This window comes from Lysobacter alkalisoli (assembly GCF_006547045.1).
Taxonomy (GTDB): Bacteria; Pseudomonadota; Gammaproteobacteria; order Xanthomonadales; family Xanthomonadaceae; genus Marilutibacter; species Marilutibacter alkalisoli.
Genome location: NZ_CP041242.1, coordinates 1,321,592 through 1,347,283, shown reverse-complemented (window position 1 = coordinate 1,347,283; position 25,692 = coordinate 1,321,592). Strand labels below are relative to the sequence as shown.

The 25,692-nt window shown below is 67.1% G+C and carries 31 protein-coding genes; 22 read left to right on the top strand and 9 right to left on the bottom strand.

The window, feature by feature from the left end; translation table 11 throughout:
* Position 1: 1 nt before the first annotated feature.
* The gene (locus FKV23_RS05935; RefSeq protein ID WP_141623025.1) at positions 2–508 is read right to left on the bottom strand and encodes an MOSC domain-containing protein; all 507 of its coding nucleotides are present in this window, start codon (positions 506–508) and stop codon (positions 2–4) included.
* 73 nt (positions 509–581) lie between these two features.
* Here FKV23_RS05935 and FKV23_RS05930 point away from each other — a divergent pair, with 73 nt between their 5' ends.
* The 4 genes from FKV23_RS05930 to FKV23_RS05915 all read left to right on the top strand — a co-directional run bounded on the left by FKV23_RS05930 (position 582) and on the right by FKV23_RS05915 (position 4,405).
* Positions 582–1,139, top strand: coding sequence for an N-acetylmuramoyl-L-alanine amidase (locus FKV23_RS05930; protein ID WP_141623024.1), 558 nt, complete (start codon positions 582–584; stop codon positions 1,137–1,139).
* A gap of 67 nt (positions 1,140–1,206) precedes the next feature.
* The gene (locus FKV23_RS05925) at positions 1,207–2,133 is read left to right on the top strand and encodes an acyl-CoA thioesterase (protein WP_141623023.1); all 927 of its coding nucleotides are present in this window, start codon (positions 1,207–1,209) and stop codon (positions 2,131–2,133) included.
* 61 nt (positions 2,134–2,194) lie between these two features.
* Positions 2,195–3,091 (top strand): hypothetical protein, encoded by an 897-nt coding sequence (locus FKV23_RS17330; protein ID WP_208543247.1) that lies wholly within the window; start codon positions 2,195–2,197, stop codon positions 3,089–3,091.
* An 81-nt stretch (positions 3,092–3,172) separates the two neighbouring features.
* Entirely contained in the window at positions 3,173–4,405 is a 1,233-nt protein-coding gene (locus FKV23_RS05915; RefSeq protein ID WP_141623022.1) for an RNA polymerase sigma factor, read from the top strand.
* A gap of 509 nt (positions 4,406–4,914) precedes the next feature.
* Here FKV23_RS05915 and FKV23_RS05910 read toward each other — a convergent pair.
* Positions 4,915–5,583: an EF-hand domain-containing protein gene (locus FKV23_RS05910; protein WP_167285005.1), complete on the bottom strand. Its 669-nt coding sequence runs from the start codon at positions 5,581–5,583 to the stop codon at positions 4,915–4,917.
* Positions 5,584–5,790: 207 nt separating this feature from the next.
* Here FKV23_RS05910 and FKV23_RS05905 point away from each other — a divergent pair, with 207 nt between their 5' ends.
* Entirely contained in the window at positions 5,791–6,573 is a 783-nt protein-coding gene (locus FKV23_RS05905; protein WP_141623020.1) for an arginyltransferase, read from the top strand.
* A complete protein-coding gene (locus tag FKV23_RS05900) occupies positions 6,570–7,802 on the top strand; it encodes an endonuclease/exonuclease/phosphatase family protein (RefSeq protein WP_141623019.1) in 1,233 nt (410 codons plus the stop codon). The genes FKV23_RS05905 and FKV23_RS05900 overlap by 4 nt, the downstream gene beginning before the upstream one ends.
* 47 nt (positions 7,803–7,849) lie before the next feature.
* Here the strand turns inward: FKV23_RS05900 and FKV23_RS05895 are convergent, their stop codons facing one another.
* Together FKV23_RS05895 and purT are read right to left on the bottom strand one after the other, a co-directional pair.
* Positions 7,850–8,146, bottom strand: coding sequence for a hypothetical protein (locus tag FKV23_RS05895; RefSeq protein WP_141623018.1), 297 nt, complete (start codon positions 8,144–8,146; stop codon positions 7,850–7,852).
* Positions 8,147–8,192: 46 nt separating this feature from the next.
* Complete coding sequence (gene purT / locus FKV23_RS05890) at positions 8,193–9,407, bottom strand: formate-dependent phosphoribosylglycinamide formyltransferase (protein WP_141623017.1); 1,215 nt, start codon at positions 9,405–9,407, stop codon at positions 8,193–8,195.
* A gap of 116 nt (positions 9,408–9,523) precedes the next feature.
* On the opposite strand from purT, the gene FKV23_RS05885 reads away from it, so the two are divergent.
* The 9 genes from FKV23_RS05885 (at position 9,524) to FKV23_RS05845 (ending at position 14,860) form a co-directional block, all read left to right on the top strand.
* Positions 9,524–10,492 (top strand): hypothetical protein, encoded by a 969-nt coding sequence (locus tag FKV23_RS05885; RefSeq protein ID WP_141623016.1) that lies wholly within the window; start codon positions 9,524–9,526, stop codon positions 10,490–10,492.
* Between the two features lie 126 nt (positions 10,493–10,618).
* Entirely contained in the window at positions 10,619–11,482 is an 864-nt protein-coding gene (locus tag FKV23_RS05880) for an SPFH domain-containing protein (RefSeq protein WP_141623015.1), read from the top strand.
* Between the two features lie 35 nt (positions 11,483–11,517).
* Positions 11,518–11,799, top strand: coding sequence for a hypothetical protein (locus FKV23_RS05875; protein WP_141623014.1), 282 nt, complete (start codon positions 11,518–11,520; stop codon positions 11,797–11,799).
* Positions 11,799–12,002 carry an Arc family DNA binding domain-containing protein gene (locus tag FKV23_RS05870; RefSeq protein WP_141623013.1) on the top strand — a complete coding sequence of 68 codons (204 nt, stop codon included), beginning with the start codon at positions 11,799–11,801 and terminating at the stop codon, positions 12,000–12,002. The genes FKV23_RS05875 and FKV23_RS05870 overlap by 1 nt, the downstream gene beginning before the upstream one ends.
* Complete coding sequence (locus FKV23_RS05865; RefSeq protein WP_141623012.1) at positions 11,999–12,178, top strand: DUF4177 domain-containing protein; 180 nt, start codon at positions 11,999–12,001, stop codon at positions 12,176–12,178. Before FKV23_RS05870 ends, FKV23_RS05865 begins: the two co-directional genes overlap by 4 nt.
* Complete coding sequence (locus FKV23_RS05860) at positions 12,178–12,990, top strand: CPBP family intramembrane glutamic endopeptidase (RefSeq protein WP_141623011.1); 813 nt, start codon at positions 12,178–12,180, stop codon at positions 12,988–12,990. Before FKV23_RS05865 ends, FKV23_RS05860 begins: the two co-directional genes overlap by 1 nt.
* Positions 12,987–13,538: a PH domain-containing protein gene (locus FKV23_RS05855; protein WP_141623010.1), complete on the top strand. Its 552-nt coding sequence runs from the start codon at positions 12,987–12,989 to the stop codon at positions 13,536–13,538. The genes FKV23_RS05860 and FKV23_RS05855 overlap by 4 nt, the downstream gene beginning before the upstream one ends.
* Before the next feature lie 9 nt (positions 13,539–13,547).
* Positions 13,548–14,354, top strand: coding sequence for a M15 family metallopeptidase (locus tag FKV23_RS05850; RefSeq protein WP_141623009.1), 807 nt, complete (start codon positions 13,548–13,550; stop codon positions 14,352–14,354).
* A 95-nt stretch (positions 14,355–14,449) separates the two neighbouring features.
* Complete coding sequence (locus tag FKV23_RS05845) at positions 14,450–14,860, top strand: DUF4332 domain-containing protein (RefSeq protein ID WP_141623008.1); 411 nt, start codon at positions 14,450–14,452, stop codon at positions 14,858–14,860.
* Positions 14,861–15,031: 171 nt separating this feature from the next.
* Here the strand turns inward: FKV23_RS05845 and FKV23_RS05840 are convergent, their stop codons facing one another.
* From FKV23_RS05840 to FKV23_RS05820, 5 genes are all read right to left on the bottom strand, one after another.
* Positions 15,032–15,706 (bottom strand): DNA-3-methyladenine glycosylase family protein, encoded by a 675-nt coding sequence (locus FKV23_RS05840; protein ID WP_141623007.1) that lies wholly within the window; start codon positions 15,704–15,706, stop codon positions 15,032–15,034.
* Positions 15,707–15,716: 10 nt separating this feature from the next.
* Positions 15,717–16,109: a DUF423 domain-containing protein gene (locus FKV23_RS05835; protein ID WP_341867575.1), complete on the bottom strand. Its 393-nt coding sequence runs from the start codon at positions 16,107–16,109 to the stop codon at positions 15,717–15,719.
* 96 nt (positions 16,110–16,205) lie between these two features.
* Positions 16,206–17,345, bottom strand: a complete 1,140-nt coding sequence (locus FKV23_RS05830; protein ID WP_141623006.1) for a polyketide cyclase — start codon at positions 17,343–17,345, stop codon at positions 16,206–16,208.
* Positions 17,346–17,496: 151 nt separating this feature from the next.
* The gene (locus tag FKV23_RS05825; protein ID WP_141623005.1) at positions 17,497–18,138 is read right to left on the bottom strand and encodes a response regulator; all 642 of its coding nucleotides are present in this window, start codon (positions 18,136–18,138) and stop codon (positions 17,497–17,499) included.
* A 205-nt stretch (positions 18,139–18,343) separates the two neighbouring features.
* On the bottom strand, positions 18,344–19,594 hold the full coding sequence (locus FKV23_RS05820; RefSeq protein WP_141623004.1) for a sensor histidine kinase: 1,251 nt from the start codon (positions 19,592–19,594) through the stop codon (positions 18,344–18,346).
* A gap of 147 nt (positions 19,595–19,741) precedes the next feature.
* Here FKV23_RS05820 and FKV23_RS05815 point away from each other — a divergent pair, with 147 nt between their 5' ends.
* The 7 genes from FKV23_RS05815 (at position 19,742) to FKV23_RS05785 (ending at position 25,631) form a co-directional block, all read left to right on the top strand.
* Positions 19,742–20,344: a GNAT family N-acetyltransferase gene (locus FKV23_RS05815; RefSeq protein ID WP_141623003.1), complete on the top strand. Its 603-nt coding sequence runs from the start codon at positions 19,742–19,744 to the stop codon at positions 20,342–20,344.
* The gene (minC, locus tag FKV23_RS05810) at positions 20,341–21,120 is read left to right on the top strand and encodes a septum site-determining protein MinC (RefSeq protein WP_141623002.1); all 780 of its coding nucleotides are present in this window, start codon (positions 20,341–20,343) and stop codon (positions 21,118–21,120) included. Before FKV23_RS05815 ends, minC begins: the two co-directional genes overlap by 4 nt.
* Before the next feature lie 25 nt (positions 21,121–21,145).
* Positions 21,146–21,955 (top strand): septum site-determining protein MinD, encoded by an 810-nt coding sequence (gene minD / locus FKV23_RS05805; RefSeq protein WP_141623001.1) that lies wholly within the window; start codon positions 21,146–21,148, stop codon positions 21,953–21,955.
* Positions 21,956–21,957: 2 nt separating this feature from the next.
* A complete protein-coding gene (gene minE / locus FKV23_RS05800) occupies positions 21,958–22,218 on the top strand; it encodes a cell division topological specificity factor MinE (RefSeq protein WP_141625073.1) in 261 nt (86 codons plus the stop codon).
* Between the two features lie 110 nt (positions 22,219–22,328).
* Positions 22,329–22,802, top strand: a complete 474-nt coding sequence (locus tag FKV23_RS05795; protein WP_141623000.1) for a hypothetical protein — start codon at positions 22,329–22,331, stop codon at positions 22,800–22,802.
* 59 nt (positions 22,803–22,861) lie between these two features.
* Positions 22,862–23,557 (top strand): YrbL family protein, encoded by a 696-nt coding sequence (locus FKV23_RS05790; protein WP_167285002.1) that lies wholly within the window; start codon positions 22,862–22,864, stop codon positions 23,555–23,557.
* Positions 23,558–23,627: 70 nt separating this feature from the next.
* Complete coding sequence (locus FKV23_RS05785) at positions 23,628–25,631, top strand: M2 family metallopeptidase (protein WP_141622998.1); 2,004 nt, start codon at positions 23,628–23,630, stop codon at positions 25,629–25,631.
* The last annotated feature ends 61 nt before the right edge of the window (positions 25,632–25,692 follow it).

Here is a 25,692-nt window from a genome sequence, read left to right as displayed (position 1 = left end):
TTCAGCTCCCCGCCTGCAAGGCTTCAACCGCGTCGCCGATGGCGAATTCGCCGCCCTCGACGATCCGCGCGCACAATCCGCCCATGCCGCGCATCGCGTTGTAGCCGCCGGGACCGAGCGCGGCCTCCATCCGCGAGCACGGGTCGCAGGCATCGGTGCCTTCCAGCACCACGTCGCCGATACGGAAGCGGCGGTCTCTCAACGCAACCAGCGGGATGCCCGACACCACCACGTTGCGGCGCAGGGTCGCCGGCGCGACGGCGGCGTGCCCGGCCAGTTTGGCAATCACCGGCAGGTGCTCGGCCTGGATCAGGGTCACGCCGCGCTTGCCGCTGCCGCTCTTGTAGCGATCGCCCACAAGGCCGACGCCGGTGGTGGCCTCGACCCGCTCGACCGCCTGCATCGGCTCATCGCGCGCGGGGCGCAGGCCGATCCATTCCACTCGTCCGGCGCGCGGCAGGGTGGCCATCAGCTTGCCGAGTTCGGAGTCGGCGGGAGGCAGGGTCATGGGCAGGCTCCGGAGGCGCCACGGCATGGGGCGGCGCGCGGCTGGGACGGGGGCGAATGGTAGCATCCGGCCCATGCCGATCCCGCCCATCGTCCACGCCTCCCTGCCCTACCAGGATCGTCTGCAGGAGCGCGACCTGGCCGCCGTCGACCTGGCCGTAATCCACTGCACCGAGCTGCCCGACCTCGCCACTTCACGCGAGTATGGCGAGCGCATCCACTATCCCAGCGGCACCGGCAACAGCGGACACTTCTACATCGACCGCGACGGCAGTGTGCAGCAGTGGGTGAGTGTCGACCGCATCGCCCACCACGTCCGCGGCCATAACGAACGCGCGATCGGCATCGAACTGGTCAACACCGGCCGCTGGCCGCACTGGCTCGACGCCGGCCACCAGGCCATGGACGAACCCTATACCGCAGGACAGATCGCCTCGCTGGTCGCCCTGCTGGTCCACCTGCGCGACACCATGCCGGCACTGCGGCTGATCGCCGGACATGAGGATCTCGACACCGGCGAGGTCCAGGCACGCGACGATCCGGCCCGTCTTGTCCGGCGCAAACGCGACCCGGGGCCGCTATTTCCGTGGGACGAAGTACTGTCGGCAGTGCCATTGCAGCGCATTCCGTAGCTCTCCCGGGTGCGGCCTCCGGTCCTATCCGGGCTACACTTGTGCACCCCCAGGAACCTCCCCGAGCATGACTTCCGCCGTCTCCGAACCCGTCGTCCATGAGCTTGTGGAACTGCTGTCGCTGGAGCGGCTCGAGGACAACCTGTTTCGCGGCCAGAGCCGTGACATCGGCACCAAGTACGTGTTCGGTGGCCAGGTGCTTGGACAGGCGTTGTCGGCCGCGCAGGCAACGATGATCGAGCCGCGCACGGCGCACTCGCTGCACGCCTACTTCCTCAAGGCCGGCGATATCGAGGCGCCGATCGTCTACCAGGTCGACCGCACCCGTGACGGCGGCAGCTTCTCGGTCCGCCGGGTCACCGCGATCCAGCACGGCCAGCCGATCTTCTTCCTCGCCGCCTCGTTCCAGAAAACCGAGGGTGGCGGCGAGCACCAGCTGTCGATGCCCGAGGTGCCGTTGCCCGAGGACATCGACCCGGCTCCGCCTGTGCCGGAGGAGGTCATGACCACGCTGCCGACCAAGATCCAGCGCTGGCTGTCGCGTGAAGGGCCGTTCGAGTTCCGCCACGTCTGGACCTCGGGCGAAAGCCTGCGCGAAAAACTCAATCCGCCCAAGCGCCCGCCCTACCAGCAGTTCTGGTTCCGGCTGTCGGAAAAGGTCGGCGACGCACCGGAGCTGCACCGCGCCCTGCTGGCCTACGCCTCGGACTTCCACCTGCTCGGCACCGCGACTTTTCCGCACGGCATCAGCTACTACCAGCCGAACGTGCAGATGGCCTCGCTCGATCACGCGCTGTGGTTCCACCGTCCGTTCCGCGCCGACGACTGGCTGCTGTACTCGATCGACAGTCCCAGCGCACAGCGCGGCCGCGGCCTCGCCCGCGGACAGATTTTCGACCGTGGCGGCCACCTGGTCGCCAGCACAGCGCAGGAAGGCCTGATCCGGGTAGTCGAGGACGCGGCCGCCGCGCGGCACGTTCCGGCGAAGGACTAGGCGGAGATCTCGTGTACGCACCCATGACCTGTTGCAACAGCCCCAGCCTGGACACGATCTGATGCGCCAGGTATTCAGCAGCCCGCGTCTGGAGAACGTCGAAGGGGTCGCCCGCCTGCTCGAGGAGGCCGGGATCGAGATCCGCATCACCGACGGACGCTCCTACCGCGGAAACCGCCGCGGCACCTTCAGCTATCGCGACGCCGACGTGCCGAAGCCGGCAGTGTGGGTGGTGAGGTCCGACGACCAGGTCCGTGCGCGCGAAATTCTGCGCGAGGCCGGCCTGATCGACTCCACCCGCCATCGCGACAGCTTTGTCGCCAGTTTCCGCAGCGATGCCGCCCAGGTCGCCCAGAGCGACGCCCGCCGGCGTCGGGTCACGCGGATCAAGTACACCCTGCTCGTGGTGCTGCTGGTCGCCGCCGGTGTGATGACGGTAGGCGTGATACGCAACCAGCCGGCCCCGATCGCCCCAACCGCCCCGATGTCGCCGGTCGAGGCACCGCCCGGCCCGTTGCAGCAAGCCTCGCCACCGTTCGACGGCAGCGTGCAACCGGTCCTGGTCCCGGTCGCCCAGGCGGTGTTCGAGCACGAACTGGCGTCGAGCCGGCTCGACGTGGCCTGCCTGTCGATCGATGGCGGCGACATTCCGGCACCGATGCTGGAATCGCTGCAGGCCGGCCTCAAGGCCGCGCCGGAATCGGCCGCGATCGTACTGGTTCCCTCGTCGGCCTGTGAACGCAACCCCGACGAGGATGTCGGCAGTCGGCACTGGGCTTCGCGCCAGCCTGCGTTGATCGTCGATGTCACCGGCTTCCGCCCGTCCGCAGCGGACGCGGGCGAGGTCGAGTACAACGCCTACCATCACCGCATGTTCGGCCAGTACCGGACGCTGGAGGTCAAGCTCGTGGATGGGAAATGGCAGGTCACCGACGTGTTGCGCAGCGTCTCGATCTGAGCGGGGCCGGTCACATTCCCCCACGGCGGGCGTCCTGACCTGTAGCGTCGCAACAGCGCGCGCCCTACAGTGGAGACCGCCATGAACGCCGTACTGGCCGCCAACGCCCCAGCGCAGGACATCGACAGCCTGATCCATGCGCATCTGCCCGCCGCGCGGCGTGGCGACCACGATGCCTACGCGCGCATCGTCGCCGCCTGCCAGAACTCGATCACCGCGATCGCACTGGCCATCGTCCGTGACGTACCGACCAGCGAGGACATCGCCCAGGAAGCCTTCCTCAAGGCCTGGCAGGGACTGGACACGCTGAAGAACCACGCCAGCTTCCTGCCGTGGCTGCGCCAGATCGCCCGCAACCTGGCCCGCGATTACCTGCGCGCCGCGCGTCACCGGCCAATGACCGGCGAAGGGGCCGACGTCGCCATCAACATGGCCGCCGACCCGGCGCCCTCGCCCACCGAAAAGCTGCTGCGCACCGAGGAGGAGCTGGTCGCGACCGAGATCATCTCCGCCCTGCCGGACGACAGCCGCGAGGCATTGCTGCTCTACTACCGCGAGGGTCAACGCTCCAAGCAGGTAGCCGAGCTGCTCGGCCTCAGCGATGACGCGGTCCGCAAGCGGCTGTCGCGTGCCCGCGCGCAGGTGCGCGACGAGATGCTGGCGCGGTTCGGCGAATTCGCCCGCACCACCGCACCCGGCTCGGCATTCACCGCGATGGTGGTGGGCATGCTGGCGATGTCCTCGCCGGCAGTCGGCGCCGCCGCGGTGATCGGCTCGGGCGTGCTCGGTGCGGGCGCGGGCAAGCTCGGCAGCAGCGGGCTGGTCGGCACCGGTGTGTCGGGCGGCGTGGCCGGCGGTTCAGCCGGCCTGCTGCTGGAAAAGCTGCTGGAGAGTCCACAGGCGCTGGGCGGCCTCGCCTTCGGTGTGATCGCCGGTACGATCGGCTTCGTCTACACCTATATCTACCTGTGCCGCTTTGCCGGCAACGAGGACGAGCGACGCCGGATCAGCCGCTTCATGACGATCAACAGCCTGAGCGGGGCGATCTGGCTGGTCGCGATCCTGCTCGCCAGCACCAGTCCGCACTGGCTGCCGTTCACGGCCGCCTTCGCAATCGGTTTCATCGTGATCAACTACCAGTACCTGGGACCGCTACAGCAGCTGATGGCGCCGATGCTGGCACGACCCGAAAACCAGCACCGTGTCCGCTGCTACCAGTACATGGTCGGACGCAAGGCGGTCGCATACGCCAGCCTGTTCACGCTCGCCGTCATGGTGTACGCCCTGTTCTCGTCGGGTCGGATCACGCTCTGAGCACGAAATAGGGTCTTTGCTCAATCGGGGAAAAGCGCCGGGTCTGTTGGATGACCGGGCCGCCAGGAGCGAAGGCCCTTGGATGCGAATGTCCCCCGGCACCGGCCAGGGCCGGCGCCTCCTCCCTGATTTCGCACCCAAGGGCCTTCGCCCCCGGCGTTCCGACATGACCGGTGGTTCCAAAAGCGCACTCCCAGGGAGGGTCTGCTTCGCGTTCCAGCGTGGCCGCGCGATCCCGACGTGGCCTGCCGGCCTTGACGGCGAAATCAAGGAGGAGGCCGCCGCCATGGGCGGCGGCCGGGGGACATTCGCCGTCAAGGCCGGCAGGTCGCGTCGGGACAGCCAGGTAGCGGCGAGAACCGGCGATCGAACACAAATGGCAGCGTCGACGCCTTCGCTGAAAGCGAGCTCCCCCTCACCTGGGAGAAGAGCCAAAAAAAAAAGCGCCACGGCCTACACCGTGGCGCCCGCTGCGCTCCCCCGAGAGCGCCAAAGCAGTACAGGGTGTTTCAACGCCCGCCGCGATGCATGCCGAAGCCGCCCATCGGCTTCGCTTCTTCGCGGCTCAGGTGGCCATCACGGTTCTCGTCCAGGAAGTTGAAGGCCTTGGCCAGATGCGGCATGCCGGCCTCGACCTCGGCACGGCTCAGGCGACCGTCGTTGTTGGTGTCGGCCGCATCGAACTTCTGCTTCTGGCGCTCGTCCATGCGGACTTTGAACTCGTCCCGCATCTTCTCGTGGTGCGCGCGCAGTTCGCTGCGGACGATGTAACCGTCGCGGTTGCCGTCGATGTCGTCGAAGCGCTCGGCCAGGTGACGCGACCCGGCAGCCTCGACCTTGCTGATACGGCCGTCGCCATCGGCGTCGAGGGCGATGATCCGGTCGATACCGCCATGACCACCACGGTGGCCGCGATGGCCCTTGCCCTTGTGCCCCGGCAGTTCGTTGCGGGTCAGCCGGCCATCACCGTTGCTGTCGAGGGTATCGAAGCGCTCGGCCAGGCGCGGCGACCCGGCAGCTTCGGCCCGGTCGATGGCACCATCGCCATTGGCATCGAGTTTCATGATGTGCAAGCCGCGTTCGCCCTTCCCGGTGGGCGCGTCCTGCGCGGCGGCCACCGTGGTACCGGCTGCCAGGGCGGCCAGGACGACGGCGGTAATCAGAGTGGGACGATTCATTGTGGGTGTCTCCGGTTGGGCGGCGCCGTGGCGGGTGCCGCGCGCCGTTGTAGCCATCAACGCCCGGCACCGGCGCCGGTTGACTCCCGGACATGGCGGATTCAGGCGCGGGACAGGCCGCCCGGCCGGGCATGCAGCATCGTGCAGCGCCATCACAGGAGGTGTCGCGCTTGCCCCAACGACGTTGCCAGGCCCTAGACTGGCGTCATGGGCAAGACCCCGGCTCCTGACGACAACGACCTGCGCCTGTTCCACACCGGCGAGCATGCCTGTGGCTACTGGCCCGAGCGCGTCGCGCGCGACCTGGTGTTGGATCCTCGCGACCCGCGCCTGCCGGAGTGGTATCCAATGGCGCTGGAATGGGGTTTCCGCCGCTCCGGCGACATCGTCTACCGCCCGCATTGCAATGGCTGCCGCGCCTGCGTGGCGGTACGCATCGCGGTCGACCGTTTCCGCCCGAGCCGCAGCCAGCGTCGCTGCCTGGCCCGCAACGCCGATGTCGAGATGCGCATCTGCCAGCCGCAGCGCACCGAGGAACAGCTCGCGTTGTATCGCCGCTACCTGCGCGCACGCCACCCGGGCGGCGGCATGGACGGCCACGGCGCGGTCGAATTCGAGCAGTTCCTCATCGGCAGCTGGAGCGAAGGCCGCTTCCTGGAACTGCGCGAGGCGGGCACACCACGTCCGGGGCGCCTGCTCGCGATTGCGGTCACCGATGTCACCGAAAATGCGCTGTCGGCGGTGTATACCTTCTTCGATCCCGACGAAACACGCCGGGGCCTCGGCACGCTGGCCATCCTCAAGCAGATCGAATGGGCGCGCCGTGAGCGCCGCGAACATCTCTACCTCGGCTACTGGATCGCCGGCCACGCCAAGATGGACTACAAGCGCCGCTTTCATCCGCTGGAGGCGTTCGATGGCCGCGGCTGGCATGCTTTCGACGAGGACAAGGCATCGCCTGACAGCTTCATCGACCAGGACAACGCATGACCCGCTTGCTCCGCCACGCATCCTTCGCTGCCATTGCCCTCGTTACCCTCTCCACCGGCTGTGCACTCAGCGAAGCGCATGAGGCCCCGCCCGAACCGATGCTTCCAACCACACATCTCCGCCTCGCCACCTACAACACATCGCTGTATGCCGACACCAGCGGCGGCCTGATCGAGCGGCTGGAGAACGATGACGCCGGTGCGCGCAGCGTCGCCGCCGTGCTGCAACGGGTGCGGCCGGATATCGTGCTGCTCAACGAATTCGATTACGACGAATCCCACCGCGCCGCCGATCTGTTCCAGCAGCGCTATCTCGAGGTCGCACAGCCTGGCGGTAGCGAGCCGTTGCACTATCCGTACCGCTACCTCGCACCGGTCAATACCGGCCTGCAGAGCGGGCTGGACCTGGATGGCAACGGCGCGATCGGCGGGGAAGGGCGCGAACGCGGCAACGACGCCTGGGGCTACGGTCTGCATCCGGGCCAGTACGGCATGCTGGTGCTGTCGCTGTATCCGATCGATACCGAGGCAGCACGCACGTTCCAGCTGCTGAAGTGGAGCGCGATGCCCGATGCCCGGCAACCACGCGACCCGGCCACCGGCACGCCGCACTACCCGCCGCAGATTTGGTCTCAGCTGCGGCTGTCGTCGAAGTCCCACTGGGATGTGCCGGTGCGCACCCCGGGCGGCACGTTGCACATGTTGGCCGCGCATCCGACCCCACCGGTATTCGACGGCCCCGAAGACCGCAACGGCGCGCGCAATGCCGATGAGATCCGGCTGTGGCGAGAGTACATTTCCGCGGAGGAAACGACCTGGCTGTGCGACGACACCGGCCACTGCGGCGGACTGGATGCGGATGCACGCTTCGTGATCGCCGGCGACCTCAACAACGATCCGGCCGATGGCGATGGCCGCCACGAAGCCATCCTCGAACTGCTCGAACACCCGCGCGTCGTGCGCATGGCCACGCCGCGCAGTGAGGGTGCGGTGGAAGCTGCCGCACGATATTCCGGCATCACCCGCGTGGGCGACCCCGGCCATGCCACCGGCGACTATGGCCCGCGTACCGGCACCCTGCGGCTGGACTACGTACTGCCCTCGGTCGGGCTGTCGGTGAAGGACAGCGGCGTTTTCTGGCCGAAGGCCGGCGAACCCGGCGCGGAACTGGTCGAAGCCAGCGACCATCGGCTGGTGTGGGTGGACGTTGAAATCAGGAGTGAAAGGTAAGGATTGAGGAGTGAGCGTTCGCTTCCCTCCTCCCTACTCATTCCCCTTCACTCACTTCCGGCTTGCGCCCCCCAGCGCGGCCCGAAGCCGAATGCCTCCTCGCTGCGCGCCGACACGATCATCCGCACCATGCCGGACGGCACCATCAGCTCCAGCGACACCGTCTCACCGGCCGGAGTGTGACCATCGAGCATCATCTTGATGAAAGCACCGCCGGTGTCGACCTCGCGGCACATCACGTGCTCGACACCTTCCTCGCCCTGCAGGTAGGGCTTGATCGCCCCGCCCAGCGCCTCGACGGCCTGCGGGAAGAAGAACACGGCGTAGCCTTGGGTGTCTTTCACTCTCTACTCCTTAGACAGAAACGCGTGGAGACGACTGCAGCGGCCCTCAGCGCAAGCCAACCTTCAACCTGTCCGCCGCCTCGCGCGCAGCGGCACGCGCCTGCTCGACATCGTCGCCATGCGCCAGCGTCACCGCGACCCGGCGCTGGCCTTCGACGCGAGGCTTGCCGAACAGGCGCAGCTGGGTGCCGGGCGCGGACAGCGCGACATCCACACCTTCGAATACCGGCACGCCATGCCCCTGCGCCAGCACCGCGCAGGAGGCGGTCGGGCCGACATGCGGCACCACGCCATCGCCATCGGCGTGGATCGGCAGGCCGAGGATCGCCCGCGCATGCAGGGCGAACTCGCTGAGCACCTGCGAGGCCAGGGTGACCAGGCCGGTGTCGTGCGGGCGTGGCGAGACCTCGCTGAACCAGACCTCGTCGCCCTTCACGAACAACTCGACACCGAACAGGCCCCAGCCGCCAAGGTCGTCGGTGATTTTTCGCGCGATCTCCTGCGCGCGTTCCAGCGCCTTCGGCGACATCGGTTGCGGCTGCCAACTCTCGCGGTAGTCGCCATCGCGCTGCAGGTGACCGATCGGCGCGCAGAACGCGGTGCCGCCGGCGTGACGCACGGTCAGCAGGGTGATCTCATAGTCGAAATCGATGAAACCCTCGACGATGCAGCGCCCGGCGCCCGCGCGACCGCCGGTCTGCGCATACTCCCAGGCCTTGTCGATGTCGGCGTCGCCGCGCACCGTGCTCTGGCCCTTGCCCGAGGACGACATCACCGGCTTGACCACGCATGGCAGGCCGATCTCCGCCACCGCGGCGCGGTATTCCTCCTGCGTGTCGACGAAGCGATAGGGCGAAGTCGGCAAGCCCAGGGTTTCGGCGGCGAGGCGGCGGATACCCTCGCGGTCCATGGTCAGACGGGCGGCACGGGCGGTTGGTATCACCCGGGTATCGGAACCGCGTCCGGCGAACTCGCGTTCCAGTTCGACCAGGGTCGGGGTATGGATGGCCTCGATCTCCGGCACGATCAGGTTCGGCCGTTCGGCCGCGATCAATTCGCGCACCGCCTGGCCGTCGAGCATGTCGAGCACGTGGCTGCGATGGGCGACCTGCATGGCCGGAGCATCGGCGTAGCGGTCGGCGGCAATCACTTCGACGCCAAAACGCTGCAGTTCGATCGCGACCTCCTTGCCCAGCTCGCCGGATCCGAGCAGCAGGACACGGAAGGCATGAGGCGAGAGCGGGGTACCGATTTTTGTCATGCGCGTCATGGTCATGCGTAGCCTGGAGATTGCGGAAGCGGGCCACAAGTCTAACTTCCGGGCCCTGCCCTGCCGACCGTCTTGGGTGCCCGACGGCACCATGCCATGCTTCGGTCATGACGCCGCCGCCGGCCAACCCGACCCGACCACGCGCCCGCCTGGCTGTGCTGTGCCTGTCGCTGGCACTGCTGCTTCCCGCCTGCCGCAGCGATGATGCTCAGGCGCCGGGGAGCCAGCTCATGGGTGCGTTGCTGGACCCGCAGATGAGCGAGATCAGCGGCCTGGCCGCCTCGCGCCGCCACCCCGGCGTGCTGTGGATGCACGACGACGGCGGCAATCCCGAGCGCCTGTTCGCGGTCAGCGACAGCGGTTCGCGACTCGCCACCTTCCGTGTCGAAGGCGTGACCAAGACCGACTGGGAGGACATGGCCGCGTTCGAGCTCGACGGCAAGGCCTGGTTGCTGATCGCCGACACCGGCGACAACGGCGGCCTGCGCCACAGCCTGCAGCTGCATGTGTTCGAGGAACCCGACACGCTGGAGAACGCACGCCTGGAACCGGCCTGGTCGATCGCCTTCCGCTGGCCCGACGGCGCCCGCGACTGCGAGGCGGTGGCGGTGGATGCCGAACGCGGCCAGATCCTGCTGATCTCGAAGAAGCGCACTCCGCCGGAACTGTTCATGCTGCCGCTGCGTCCCGACAGCGAAGGCCTGCTGACCGCGAGCCCGGTCGGCACCCTTGCCGGGGCGCCCGGTCCGGCCACCGACCTGCCCGACAACGCTCCGCTCAGGGCAAAAATCGAACATCAGGTCACCGCCGCCGACATCTCGCCCGATGGCCGCACCCTGGCGGTGATGACCTACGGCAACCTGCTGATCTACCCCCGCCTCGGCGCGGAGGAGTGGAGTTCCGCAGTCTCGCGACCGCCCTCGATCAGTCCCCTGCCCTGGCTGCCGCAGGCCGAGGCGCTGGGCTGGAGCGTGGATGGCAGCGCCCTGTTTGCCACCGGCGAGTTCATTCCGGCACCGCTGTACCGGATTCGCCCGGAGTTGAAAGCTCCAGCGGAAGCAACCGTACCTGATTGATATTCAATGCTTTACCGGACTTCCGGGTACTTCCCGGAGGGGGCGCCGTGCCTGCTTGGCGGCCAGTTACTTGACTTGATATCAATTTGATATCACATTGCCCGACATCCCAAGGAGGACACCGCCATGAAAGAAAATCCCATCCGCTCCCTGCCCGGCATCCCGCTGCTACTTGTGCTGATCCTGGCCGTGTTGGGCGCGGGCTACCTGGCCTTCCAGGCCGTCGGCACCGGCCGGCCGCCGCTGCTCTTCGTGGCGCTGGGGGTGATCGCGATCGTGGTGTTCATGCTCGTCGGCCTGTACACCGTGCAGCCCAACCAGTCGGCGGTGCTGAGCCTGTTCGGCAAGTATGTCGGCACCGTGCACGAGAACGGCCTGCGCTGGAACAACCCGTTCTTCAGCAAGCGCAAGGTCTCGCTGCGGGTGCGCAACTTCGAGAGCGGTCGGCTCAAGGTCAACGAACTCGACGGCAGCCCGATCGAGATCGCGGCGGTGATCGTATGGAAGGTGGTCGACTCGGCCGAGGCGGTGTTCAACGTCGACGACTACGAGAGCTTCGTCCACATCCAGTCCGAGGCGGCGCTGCGTGCGATGGCGACCACCTACCCCTACGACCAGCACGAGGACGACCAGATCTCGTTGCGCAGCCATCCCAGCGAGATCTCCGACCGCCTCAAGGAACATCTGGACGAGCGCCTGACCGCGGCTGGCGTGGACGTGCTGGAGGCGCGGATCAGCCATCTCGCCTACGCACCGGAAATTGCTCAGGCGATGCTGCAACGGCAGCAGGCCAACGCGGTGATCGCGGCACGCACGCGGATCGTCGCCGGTGCGGTCGGCATGGTCGAGATGGCGCTGGGCGAGCTGCAGAAGAACGGCGTAGTCGACCTCGACGAGGAGCGCAAGGCGGCCATGGTCAGCAACCTGCTGGTGGTGCTGTGCGGCGACCGCAGCACCCAGCCGATCGTCAACGCCGGCACGCTGTACTGATCGCGTATCCAGGCGCGGATTTTTCAGGAAACCCGATGACCGACGCACTCATCCCGATGATCATCGCCTTGTCCGGCCTGCCGGCACTTGGCATCGCGTGGTGGAACCTGCGCACCGGCGATATGCACTCCCGCGGTTCGGCATTGCGCTGGGCCATGATCGCGATCGCCATCTTCATCGGTGCGCTCGCCCTGTACTGGGCCGGCGACAGCAAGGGCTGGGCCATGGCCGTGGTGGCGGCGATGGTGGTGGCGGTGAACGTACTGCTGGTGTCGCTGCTGCTGCACCTGCGTCGCGGCGGGCCACGAGATCACTGATGAGCGAAAAGAAGAAGGCCTATCCGCTGCGCATCAATGCCGAGGTCCTGGCCGCGGCGCAGCGCTGGGCCGACGACGAACTTCGCAGCCTCAACGCACAGATCGAATACGTGTTGCGCGACGCACTGCGCAAGGCCGGCCGGCTGCCGAAGCCCGGCGAGACGCCCGACAGGGAGCGCAAGCCAGAAGGAGGCAGTCAATGAGCAGCAACTGGAAGTACCAGGTCATCGAGGTCAAGCCGTCGCTGATGGGCAGCTACAAGCCCGACGCGCTGCAGGAAGCAATGGACAAGCAGGGCCGACTCGGCTGGGAACTGGTCAACGTGATCGTCCCGGGGCCAATGTACCCCGCACTTCTGGTGTTCAAGAGGCCGCAGTGATGGCCGCCGCGACCACCCTGCCCGCTTCGATCACGCCGTGGAAACACGACCTCAAGATCGCCGCCTTGCTGGGCGCGGTCTCGGCCATGGCCGTGGTCGCAGTGTTTCCCTACCTCGTGCAGATCATGCCGGAGAAGTTCGAGAAGCTGCCGGTCTCAATCACGGTGCTGGCCATCGCGCAATCCGTGCAAGCCCTGGTGATGCTCGGCCTGATGTCGCTGGCCGGCCTGCGCATGGGCCACCGGGTCGGGCTCGGCGCGCCGTTGCTGCAGCATTGGCTCAACCGGCAGCCGCTTGAAGACGACAGCCCACGTCCGCTGCAGGCCATCGTTATCGGCATCGCGGTCGCTCTGGCCATCCTCGCCCTCTCCGGCCTGATCGACCCCTTGCTACCCGAAATGCGCAATCCGCCGGCCGAGGCCGATGCCGCGAAGTCCGCGCTCAACGGGTTGCTCGCGTCGTTCTACGGCGGCATCGTCGAAGAGCTGCAACTGCGGTTGTTCCTGATGACCCTGCTGGTCTGGCTGGTCGCCAGACTGCGCAAGTCCATGCCGCCGCCGGCCGTCTACTGGGCCGCGATCGTGATCGCCGCGTTGCTGTTCGGCGCCGGCCACCTCCCCGTCGCGAACACGATCTGGGGCCTCGACGCCATCGTCGTGCTGCGGACGCTGCTGTTGAACGCGATCGCCGGCCTGGCCTTCGGCTGGCTGTACTGGAAGCGTGGGCTGGAGATGGCCATCGTCGCCCACTTCAGCGCCGACATCGTGCTGCACGTGGTGACGCCCCTGGTTTCCGGTGGAGCTGGCCCATGAAGCGGACGAACATGCCCGCGCAGGAGTTCCCGCTCGCCCCGCTGCGGCGCATCGCGTGGCTGACCCTGATCTTGCCGGCGGTGGCCGTCGTGATCGGCACGCTGCTGCTGCCGCAAAAGCAGGCCACGCCGGCACCGGCCTGGCTGGTCACACCATTCTTCATCGCCCTGCTGATGACCGGCCTGCTGCTGGCATTGCGACGCCGCCGCATCGCCATCGAGGGCCGCGAACTGGTCGTCGCGGCGACGCTCTATACCAAGCGGGTCTCCATCGATGCCCTCGATCTCGGCAAAGCACGCATCGTCGACCTGGCCGAGCACACCGAATACAAACCGATGCTCAAGACCAACGGCTACGCCCTGCCCGGCTTCAGTGCCGGGCACTTCCGGTTGCGCAACAGGGCCAAGGCGTTCTGCCTGCTGACCCGTCGCGAGCGCGTGTTGCTGCTTCCACGACGCGACGGCAAACTGATCCTGCTCAGCCCGGAGAGGCCGCAGGAATTGCTGTCGCAGCTGCGCGGACTGGCAGCGGCCATCGTCCCGCACTAAGCTCCGGGCATGCGTGGCCGCCCCGACTTCCTGATCAACACTCCCGAGATCGAGCTCTGGCCCGGGCACCTGCTGCGCGCGCGCGGCAACCACGATGCGCGCGCCCTCGCCCGCGCGCACCGGGTGCTGCGGCGCAAGCGCGACGGCCGCTACCTCGCCGCCGAGTTGCCCGAGGGCCTGTTGGCGCTGGTGGTGCGGCTGGCACGCGAGCCGGGCATCGACGCTGCGCTCGACGTGCTCGACACCGACCCGGGCCATCGCCGCCCCGGCATCGAACAGGTCGGCGAGCTGCCGCTGGAGCGGCTCGAACAACGCCTGCAGGCACTTGGGCTGGATGGCAGCTACGGCAAACGCACCGGCCTGCCACTGGTGGCCGAACCGGACTGGCTGGCTCTGGCCGGATTCGACCGCTACCGGCGCCCGATGTGGCTGCATGTCGATGCCGCCCGCGGCTGGCGCCACCTGCAGGCGGCCGCGCTGCGCGACGACATCGTGCTGGAGGCGATCTCCGGCTACCGCAGCCACGACTACCAGCTCGGCATCTTCGAACGCAAACTCGCGCGCGGCCAGACCGTCGAACAGATCCTCAAGGTCAACGCCGCTCCGGGTTACAGCGAGCACCATTCCGGCCTCGCGCTCGACATCGGCAGTCCGGGCGAACCGCCGGCCGAGGAATCGTTCGAGCACACCGCGGCCTTCGCCTGGCTGACCGCCAATGCCGCCGGCCACGGTTTCACCATGAGCTACCCGCGCGACAATCCGCACGGCATCGTCTACGAACCCTGGCACTGGTGCTGGCATCCGCCACAGGCATGAAACCGATCCGGCTGTCACCGGACGGCTCCTTGAACACTGCTACATTCGGCCGATCCGCTTTCCCCCGCACCATCCATGCACAGGAGAAACGGCCCATGGCCAACTACAAGATCGAGGACGTCGAAGGTATCGGTCCGGTTACCGGCGAGAAGTTCCGCAGCGCAGGGGTCAAGGACACAGACAGCCTGCTTGCCGGCAGCAAGACCCCTGCACAGCGCCAGGAGCTGGCCGAAAAGACCGGCGTTTCCACAAAGCAGATCCTCAAGTTCGCCAACATGGCCGACCTGTACCGGATCAACGGCGTCGGTTCGGAGTACTCGGAACTGCTCGAAGCCGCCGGCGTAGACACCGTGCCTGAGCTCGCGCAACGCAACGCCACCAACCTCGCCCAGGCGATGGCCGAGGTCAACGAGAAGAAGAAGCTCACCCGCCGCGTGCCGACCGAAGCCGAGGTCAACAAGTGGGTCGAGCAGGCCAAGACACTGCCCCGCGCACTCGAATACTGATCGTCCCTGCAGTAGCGCCCTTGGCCGCGATTCACATCACCCGCGCCAGATCGCACCCAAGGGCGTTACTGCGGTTTCCCGGTCCTTGACGAACCGCGCACCAGACCGGTCCCGCGCATGCTGCCCGGGCACCCGATCGCTTGCGAGCCAATGGCTCGTCGAGGTCCACCCTCATCCCTGTGAGCGGTTGGTCGGGGCTTTCGCCTCGTTGGCGCTGTCGGCGATCCGCCACAGATAGAAGCTGGCGTAGGTACGGTACGGTCCCCAGCGGTCGCCGCGTTCGGCCAGCAGCTTCGGTGTTGGCGCCTGTTCCGCCCTGTCGACCACTCCGGCCCCCTTGCGCACGCCCAGGTCGTCGATCGGCAGCACATCGGGACGGCCAAGCCGGAACATCAGCATCATCTCCACCGTCCAGCGACCGATGCCGCGAATCGGCGTGAGTGCGGCGATGATCGCCTCGTTGTCGAGGCCGGACATCTGCCGCAGGGTCGGAATCTCGCCACGCGCCTCGCGTCCGGCCAGATCGCGCAAGGCCAGGGTCTTGTTGCCCGACACACCACAGGCACGCAGGTCGCTGTCGTCGATGCGCGACAGCGTGTCGGCGTGCAGGCGTTTGCTGCCGATCGCCGCCTCGACGCGGCCCACGATCGTGGACGCCGCCTTGCCGCTCAACTGCTGGAACAGGATGGCGCGCGCCAGAGCATCGACCGGATCGAAGCGCCTGCGCCAGCGCGGGTCCGGCGCGATCGGCCCAAGCCTTCGCATCCAGGCAGCGAGTTTGCGGTCATGACGCAACAGGTGCTCCCAGGCGGCTTCGGTATCGAATCCACGGGCGTGACGAGGCATGGCTTAGTTCCTAGGCGCCATCAGGGCGGGCGAAAGCTGCATCGATGGCATGGACCAGCCACGCCAGGATCATCAGGATGCCGCCGTAAGGCGCCAACCGGGTCGGCAGTCCAAACCCATGTGCCGCGACCAGGCTGCCGGAGAACAGCAGCACGCCCAGCAACAGGCCGACCAGTGCCAGTCGCCGCAGTCGATGCCCTGCGCCTGGTGCAAGCGCGGCCAGCGCAACCCCATGGCCGAATGCGAACACCGCAGCCAGCAGCAACTGCCCGCGGGCTTCCGGATCAGCCGCGTGCGACGCGTAGGCTGCCAGCGCGACCGCGGCTGCCGACAATACCGCGCCGGCGGATCCAAGCGCGCGCTGCATCGGCGCTGGAGAAACCGGGAAGGGAGCGTCTGGCATGGCCGTCATGGTCCGGGCGTGGTGTCCGGCGACGATATCAAACGAAAAGCGCCGCACGAAGCGGCGCTTTCCGACATCACAAAGGACAGGTCAGGCTTACTTGATCGACCAGTAGACGACGAAGTCGCCTTCCTCGGTGAAGCCTTTCTGGAGGCCGTTGTTCCAGTCCTCGTACGGGCGGTCGACGGTGTCGTAACCCTGGGTCAGGACCCATGCACGCAAGGCGTCGCGAACCTGGGACAAGTTGGCCATGTGGCCGATGAAGGGCACCGCGGCAACCTTGGATGCCGGCAGGTACTGCGACTCGACTGGTCCCTCGAGCTTGATGTCGAGCTCTTCGGTGGCGGCCACGATCGGGGTGGTTTCGGCCTTGTCGCCATCTTCACCCTCATCGCTGCCGGCATTGCTGCTGCCCTCATCCCCCTTCTTGCGTACCGGCTGGACCACGTCGAAGGAATAGGTATCGGAGCCGAACTCGTTGGTGACGATGCGGACCGGGCCGGCGGCGACCAGGTTGTTGGCGTCCATCACCTTCTTGATCCAGTCCTGGTTGCTCTTCATCTGGCTGGCCACGGCCTCGTTGTCGCGGGGCACTGCGGCGCGCACGTACAACAGGTTCTGGGCCGGCCGGTCGCGAAGATGCGGCGCCTTGGCCGGGTCGTCCTTGCCGAATACCGAGTAGTCGTGGTTCGGCACGGTCGCCAGCATGTTGGACAGACGGCTCAGGCTCAGCTTCATGTCCTGGCCGACGTTGCTGGTCACGTACATGCCGGTGTAACGGCCCAGCAGATCCCAGCCGTACTCGACGTCATAGGTCTGGGTGATCATGACGTTACGGCCACCGCGACCGGTCGGGGTCAGGGTGTAGGTGGTGCGCTTGTTCTTGCCGCGCTCGGCGCTGGTCAGTTCGTAGGAAACGCTCTTGTTGGGCTCGGTGGCCGTAAGCAGCCAGCTGCCCTCGCCGATACCCTTCTCCTTCGACGAGTAGTCGAGCCGTGCTCCAACTCCGGATTCGGGGCCTGACCGCTTCAGCTCGATCGCAGGATCGCGCAGCACCAGCGAGTTCCAGTCCTGGAAGCGACGCAGACTGTTGAGGGTGTCGTAGACGATCGACAAGCGGCGGTTGGTCTCGACGCTTTCCTCAAGGTGGCGGCGGTCGGGCAGCAGCACACCGAGGGTCAGGAACAGCGCGGCAACAATGGAAAAGGAAATCAGGAGCTCAAGCAGACGGGTCATTCAGGTTTTCTCCAGGGCCGACCCGGGACCAGACCGGGACGCAGACCTCCAATCCTAGCAAGGAACGTGGCCGCGGCGCATTACCTCGCCGGAAAATCTTCCGCCGGGGCCGGGATCATTGCCCGGCCGCGTTCGCCCCGGGACAGCCCCTTCACACCAGTTGCAGCTCGAATGCCTTCAATACGGCCCGGGTGCGGTCGCGCACGCCCAGCTTGGACAGAATGTTCGACACGTGGTTCTTGATCGTGCCCTCGGCCACGCCCAGTGAATTGGCGATCTCCTTGTTGGAGAAGCCGCCGGCCATCAGCCGCAGGATCTCGGTCTCACGGTCGGTCAGCGGATCGGGGCGATCGAGACTGACGAAGTCGTTGCGCATGTGCTCCAGCCCCGACAGCAGACGCTGGGTCACCGCCGGCTGTACCAGCGAGCCGCCCTGGGCGACGGTCTGGATGGCGCCCACCAGCTGCTCCAGCGACACGTCCTTGAGCAGATAACCCTTGGCCCCGGCCTTGAGCCCGGCCAGCACCAGTTGGTCGTCGTCGAAGGTGGTCAGGATGATGGTCGGCGGCAGGCTGTCGGTGCGGGCCAGCGCCTGCAGCGCCTCGAGCCCGGACATCACCGGCATGCGCATGTCCATCAGCACCACGTCGGGCCGGACCTCGGGGATCATTTCCACCGCCTGGCGGCCGTCGGCGGCCTCGGCCACCACCTCGATGCCCTCGGCCAGCGACAGCAGCGAGCGCACGCCCTGCCGGACCAGGGTCTGATCGTCAACAAGCAAAACGCGGATCATGCAACCGCTCCTTGAGAGCCTGTCCCTGGCTCCCACACGGCTCGCGCCGGGACTGTGGGCCTGCAGGACAAGGAAGATTGAGGGAGTGTATGCCAATACCCGGCCGGGCAATGGCGCCGCAATGCAGTCGCGGCCACCGGATGGTTCGGCAGCGCCCGCCATGCGCCAGCGCGCGCCTCGATCCAGTCACCCGCCACGCGCTGCTTCACGTAACACCGCCTGACGACCGCTGTGGAACCACGCGGGCCGTGTCGGGGACGGGCGCTCCCGACGTGGTGGCGGGAACCACCGTGGCCGGCAACGTCAGGCGCAGGGCAAAACCCGCCTGCGGCCGGGTCTCGATCTGCAGCTCGCCGCCGTACTGGAGCAGGCGCTCCCGCATGCCGCGCAGGCCGTTGCCGGACACCGGCGAGTCGGCACCACGGCCGTCGTCGCGGGCTTCCATCACGATCGTGCCGCCGTCGCGGAATGCCTTCACCCACAGGTTCCCCGCTCCGGCATGGCGGACGGTATTGGTGATGATCTCCTGGGTGCAGCGCAGCAGGACCTGGGCCCGTTCGGGATCGTCCAGAGTCAGCGGCGTCTCGATGTCCATGTGGATGCGCAGCGCGGGCACGTTCTCGGCCAGTGGCCGCAACGCCGCCGCCAGATCGATCGCACCGCCTTCGCGCAACTGGCTGACCGCCTCGCGCACATCGGTCAGCAGCAGCCGGGCCAGGGTGTGGGCCTGGTGGACATGCTCCTTGACCCGTCCCTCCGACAGGTGACCGGCGACTTCCAGATTCAGGCTCAGCGCGGTCAGATGGTGACCGAGCAGGTCGTGCAACTCGCGCGAGATGCGGGTTCGCTCGTTGACCCGCGCGCTCTCGGCCAGCAGGGCGCGGGTGGCGCGCAACTCCGAATTCAGGCGGCGCTGCTCCTCGCGCGCCAGCGACTGCTGCCGTGCGACCAGGCTGGTCACGAACACGAAGCCCGAGAAGCCGGCATACAGCACCGACTGCATCACCGCCTCGAAGATCGGCAGGTCGAGGCGGATGTAGACCGGCACGATGATCAGCTGGCTGAGCAGCAGCCAGGCGATACCGACCGACAGCGGCAGCATCCATGGCAACACGCTGGCGGTGACCATCAGCAGGATGCTGCCCAGGCCGGTCTCGGTGAAGTAGCTGACCGCCACCGCGCTGGCGGTCAGTACCAGCAGCGCGAACTGGTCGAACCCGCCGGTACGGCGCTGGCCCAGTCCGCGGCTCAGCCAGGCATAACTGGCGCCGAACAGGAGATAGGCACAGATCGCTCCCCACGGCACCCGGCCCAGCCAGCTGGCATCTTCGAGCAGCCCGTCCGAGTCCAGCAGCCACGACCATGAATAGAGATAGAGCAGCGGCACCCCGACCACGACCCAGGTGAACAAGCCCGCATAGCGGAGCAGTCGGGAATGGTTCAGGTGATTCAACATGCCTGCATGCTAGCCGCATCAGTGACTTGCGTAGCCACCCGAAAGTCATGGGAATGGCATCGTGCGGTCGCCCGGACGGGGCAGCCATGCGATAATCCACGGCGCTGGCGCGCCTATGCGCCCGCCTGGAACATCATGGAGTCAGGAATGTCGATCGTCGTCCGCGACGTGCTTGAGCACGAGCTGGATTCCGTCCTTGCCCTCAACAACGCCGCCGGCCCCGCCATCCTGCCGCTCGACGCGGCCCGGGTGCGCCACTTTTACGACTCCGCCGAGTATTTCCGCGTTGCTTTGCGCGACGACACCCTCGCCGGCTTCATGATCGGCGTGGGCAGTGGGTCCGAACACGACAGCAGCAATTTCCGCTGGTTCCGCGAGCGGCATGCGGATTTCTTCTATATCGACCGTATCGTGGTCGCCAGCCGCCGCCGTGGTGGCGGTGTCGGCCGTGCGCTGTATGCCGACGCACAGAGCTATGCCGAACTGCGCTACCCGCAGATGGCTTGCGAGGTGTTCCTGGAAGGCGATCACGATCCGGCCCTGCTGTTCCACGGCAGTTTCGGTTTCCGTGAGATCGGCCAGCACGTGATGCCGGGAGCAGGCATGCGTGCGGCAATGCTGATGAAGCCACTGTGCAGCCATGCCTGGGTCCGTGAGACCTACGGCGACAGCCTGCCCGACGAGCCCTGGGTCCGCGCCCGGCAGACGATCGCGGCCCGGCCGCGCCTGACCGGGACCCGCAGCCGATGAGTGCGGCGATGGATTATGAACAGGCCGGCGAACTGAAGATCGGCCAAGTCGGCATCGCCAACCTCCGTATCCGCAATCTCGACGTTTCCCGCCTGGTCGAGGAAATGCGCCAGCGCGTGCAGCGCGCGCCGAAGCTGTTCGCACGGGCCGCGGTGGTGATCGACTTCGGCGGCCTGTCGCAGGTGCCCGACGAGGCCACCGCCCGCAGCCTGCTGGACGGCCTGCGCGATGCCGGCGTGCTGCCGGTCGCCCTCGCCTACGGCACCACGGCCACCGAGCGTCTGTCCGAGGCGCTTGGTCTGCCGCTGCTGGCCAAGTTCCGCGCCCAGTACGAGCGTGCCGATGGCGGCAATCCGGCGCCCGAGCCCGTGGCAGCGCCCGAACCGGCCCGTCCCGCCGCCTCACGGCCTGCCGCTGCGACGTCGGCGCCGGCCGCCCCGGCGCCAGATCCGGGGCTGATCCAGGCCGCCCCCGTCCGCTCCGGCCAGCAGGTCTACGCCGACAATCGCGACCTGACCGTGCTGACCTCGGTCGGCGCCGGCGCCGAAGTGATCGCCGATGGCTCGGTGCACATCTACGGTCCGTTGCGCGGCCGCGCCCTCGCCGGCGCACAGGGCAACGAAAAAGCCCGTATCTTCTGCCGTGAGTTTCACGCCGAACTGGTGGCCGTGGCGGGCCACTACCGCGTGCTCGAAGACATCCCCCCCGACCTGCGCGGCAAGGCCGTCCAGGTCTGGCTGGAAGACCAACAACTAAAAATCGCGGCACTCGACTGATGCCGCTCCATTGGAGGATTTGAACTTGGCCGAAATCATCGTAGTCACCTCGGGCAAGGGCGGCGTCGGCAAGACCACCACCAGCGCCAGCCTCGCTTGCGGCCTTGCGCGCCGTGGCCACAAGGTCGCCGTCATCGACTTCGACGTCGGCCTGCGCAACCTCGACCTGATCATGGGCTGCGAGCGCCGCGTGGTGTACGACTTCGTCAACGTCGTCAACGGCGAGTCCTCGCTCAAGCAGTCGCTGATCAAGGACAAGCGCTTCGACAACCTCTTCGTGCTGGCCGCGTCGCAGACCCGCGACAAGGACGCGCTGACGATGGAGGGCGTGGAGAAAGTGCTCAAGGACATGGCCGACGACGGCTTCGACTACATCGTCTGCGACTCCCCCGCGGGCATCGAGAAGGGTGCCTACCTGGCGATGTACTTCTCCGACCAGGCGGTGGTCGTGGTCAATCCGGAAGTCTCCTCGGTGCGCGACTCCGACCGCATCCTCGGCCTGCTGTCGTCGAAGACGAAGAAGGCCGAGAACGGCGAACGGGTCAAGGAGCACCTGCTGCTGACCCGCTACAGCCCCAAGCGCGTGGAGACCGGCGAGATGCTCAGCGTCGGCGACGTCGAGGAGATCCTCGGCCTCAAGACGATCGGCGTGATCCCCGAGTCCACGGACGTGCTCAACGCCTCCAACAAGGGCGAGCCGGTGATCCTCGACACCGAGTCCGATGCCTCCCAGGCCTATGACGACGCGGTTGCCCGGCTGCTCGGCGATACCCGGCCGATGCGATTCACCAACGTGGAGAAGAAGGGCTTCTTCAGCAAGATGTTCGGAGGTTGATGATGGGATTGTTCGACTTCCTGCTGGCCAAGAAGCAGACCGCCTCGGTCGCCAAGGACCGCCTGCGCATCATCGTCGCCCACGAACGCGCGACCCGCGGCGGCCCCGACTACTTGCCGACCCTGCAGCGCGAGCTGCTGGAGGTGATCCGCAAGTACGTCAACGTCGACGCCGAGGCGGTCAAGGTCGACCTGATCGGCGAAGGCGACAACAAGGTGCTCGACATTTCCGTGGCCCTGCCGGAGAACGCCCCGCAGGCCTGAAAAGCAGAAGCGAGGGAAGAGAATTGAGAAGTGGGAGGCGGGCAAACGCAAAAGCCTTGCCAGTCCTGCTTCTCTGACTCCTCACTTCTCTTCACTCACTTCTCGCTCTCATGCTTCTACTCGCCGACATCGATTTCGACGCCGCAGCCGCCCTGCTCGCCCGCTATGGCCTGCAGTTGCATCGTGTTGCCGATGATGCGCCGATCCCCGGCAGCTACTGGGGCGACTGCGAGGCCGGCCTGATCGGCTGCAACGTATATGCGCGCGGCGACACACCGGTGCATTCGTTGCTGCACGAAGCCGCACACCTGATCGTGCTGCCGCCCGAACGCCGCGCCGCCGTGCACACCGACGCCACCGATTCGATCGAGGAAGAGGACGCGGTCTGCGTACTGCAGGCCCTGCTCGGCGACGCCCTGGCCGGGGTCGGCCGCGACCGCGTGCTCGCCGACATGGATGCCTGGGGTTACACGTTCCGGCTCGGCTCGGCCAAGGCCTATTTCGAACACGACGCCGACAGCGCCTGGCAATGGCTGCAGGCGCGCGGGCTCACCGATGCGCAACGGCGCCTGCAACTGGCCTGAGAGCCTGCCTGCAGGCCACGCGTGGATCGCAAACAGGCTCCCTGGGGCATCATAGGCGGATGCCGACTTCCTGCTCAGTCGATGCCCTGCTCTCCGACGCCCCGGGGCTGTCCGGCTGCACCCTGCTCGGCCACGGCGCCAACCGGATGGTGCTGTCCGACCCGGCCGATCCCGGCTGCTGCCTGAAACTGGAACTGCCCGCCCCTGCCCGTACCAGCGGCAGCCTGCGCACGCGCCTGCGCCGTCGACTGGCACGCCTGTTCCCGCAGCTGGGCGAAAACGCGGTCGAGCTGCGCGCCTGGCACCGCCTGTTCACCCGCCTGGGTGCGGATGCGCTGGCCGGCCGTATCGCCGCCAGCCACGGGATTATCGAAACCCCCGCCGGCCCGGCCTTGCGCTGCGAACTGGTGCGCGATGCCGACGGCCGCCCTGCGCCCAGCCTGTACGCATTGCTGTACGAAACCCCACGCTTCACGGCCGACGCGCTCTGCGCGGCCGTGGACGACTTCGAAGCCTGGCTGCAATGGCATGCGATCCCTCTGTTCGACCTCAATGCCGGCAATTTTGTCGTGATCGATGGCGACGGAGGGCCACGGATGATCTGCGTCGACGCCAAATCCACCCTCTCCGGCAAGGAACTGCTGCCGCTTTCGCGCCAGCTGCCGGCGTTGCGCCGACGCAAGATCGCCCGCCGCGCCGAGCGCCTGCGCAAGCGGATTCGCACCGCCTTGCCCACCGGGGCCAGCTTGCGATGAGCCGCAGGCCGCACTAGCCTGCCCGCTCAACACCCATCGCGCCCGTGCGGCGCCTGTCCGAGGACCTTCCGTGAAACCACGCCACGCCCTGCTCGCGCTCGCCGTCATCGCCACGCTGAGCCTGTCTGCCTGCGGCCGCGACGACGGCGATGCTGCCGACCCCGCAGCTCCGCCCAAGGGAGAGACCGCCGACCAATTCGTTGTCCGCGTCAACAACGAAATGCGCGCGATGTACCCGGAGATCACTTCCGCGCAATGGCTGGCCTCGACCTACATCAACAGCGACAGCCAGCTGATCGCCTCCAAGGCGAACGAGCGCATGCTGGCCCAGCTCAACACCTGGATCGAGCAATCACGCCGCTTCGAGGGCCAGGAGATGTCGCCCGAGACCGCGCGCGCGATCCAGCTGCTCAAGCTCGGCACCTCGATGCCGGCGCCCAAGGACCCGGCCAAGCTGGAAGAGCTGGCCGGCCTGGCGACGAAGATGGAAGGCATGTATGGCGCCGGCACCTACTGCAAGGGCGAAGGCGACGACAGGCAATGCCGCCAGCTCGGCGACCTCGAGGACGTATTGCGCAGCGACCGCGACTACGACGCGCAGCTCGACGCCTGGCAGGGCTGGCACACGATCTCGGTACCGATGCGCGCCGACTACACGCGCTTCGTCGAACTGGTCAACGAGGGCGCGCAGGAAATGGGTTACGCCGACGCCGGCGAGATGTGGCGCTCCGGCTACGACATGAGTCCGGTCGAGATCGCCGCCGAGACCGACCGCCTGTGGGGCCAGGTCAAGCCGCTGTACGAACAGCTTCACTGCTACACCCGCACCCGCCTCGAGACCCGCTATGGCAGCGGCAAGGGCCAGGTCGAGGGCGGCATGCTGCCCGCGCACCTGATGGGCAATATGTGGCAGCAGGACTGGAGCAACCTCTGGCACATCCTGGAACCGTACCGGAACGTCGGCAGCCTCGACATCACCGGCGCCCTGGAACAGCAGTGGCAGCAGAACTTCTCCGCCGAGATGGCGAAGCATCGTGGCGAGCGCAACGCCGGCGACCTGGTCGAAATGGAGCGCCGTGCCGACCTTGTCACCGCGCGTGGGATGACAGAGCTCGCCGAGGATTTCTACACCTCGCTCGGCATGCCCAAGCTGCCGGCGAGCTACTGGGACAAGACCCAGTTCATCAAGCCGCGCGACCGCGACGTGGTCTGCCATGCCAGTGCCTGGCCGATGGACATGGCCGACGACGTACGCACCAAGATGTGCATCAAGCCGAACGAGGAAGACTTCACCACGATCTACCACGAGCTCGGCCACGTCTATTACTACATGCTCTACAAGGATCAGCCGCCGATCTTCCAGAGCGGTGCGCACGACGGCTTCCACGAGGCGATCGGCGACACCATCGTGCTGGCGATGACGCCTGAATACCTGCAGTCGATCGATCTGGTCGGCAAGCAACAGCAGAGCGAGCAGGCGCTGATCAACGCGCAGATGCGCATGGCGCTTACCAAGGTCGCGTTCCTGCCGTTCGGCTTGATGATCGACCGCTGGCGCTGGGGCGTGTTCGACGGCAGCATCGCGCCGGAGAACTACAACAAGGCCTGGTGGGACCTGAAGACCAAGTACCAGGGCGTGGCCCCGGTGACGCCACGCGGCGAGGAGTTCTTCGACCCGGGTGCCAAGTACCACGTGCCGGGCAACACCCCGTACACCCGCTACTTCCTCTCGCACGTGCTGCAGTTCCAGTTCTACAAGGCACTGTGCGATGCCGCCGGCCACGAGGGTCCGTTGTACGAATGCAGCTTCTACGGCAACAAGGAAGCCGGCGAGAGGTTCCAGGCCATGCTCGGCAAGGGCGCCAGCCAACCGTGGCAGCAGACCCTGAAGGAACTGACCGGCGGCGAGAGCATGGACGCCTCGGCGGTGCTGGAATACTTCGCCCCGCTGCAGGACTGGCTCAAGCAGCAGAACGAAGGCAAGACCTGCGGCTGGCAGGCGGGCGTCGCGCCGGCACCCGAGGCAGCGGCCGAAGGTGAGGCCGACAGCGGAGACGAAACCGCGAAGGGCTGATCTTCCGTCCTTCGGGTGAGGCAGAAGGGGCCGGTATCTGCCGGCCCTTCTGCGTGGCGCT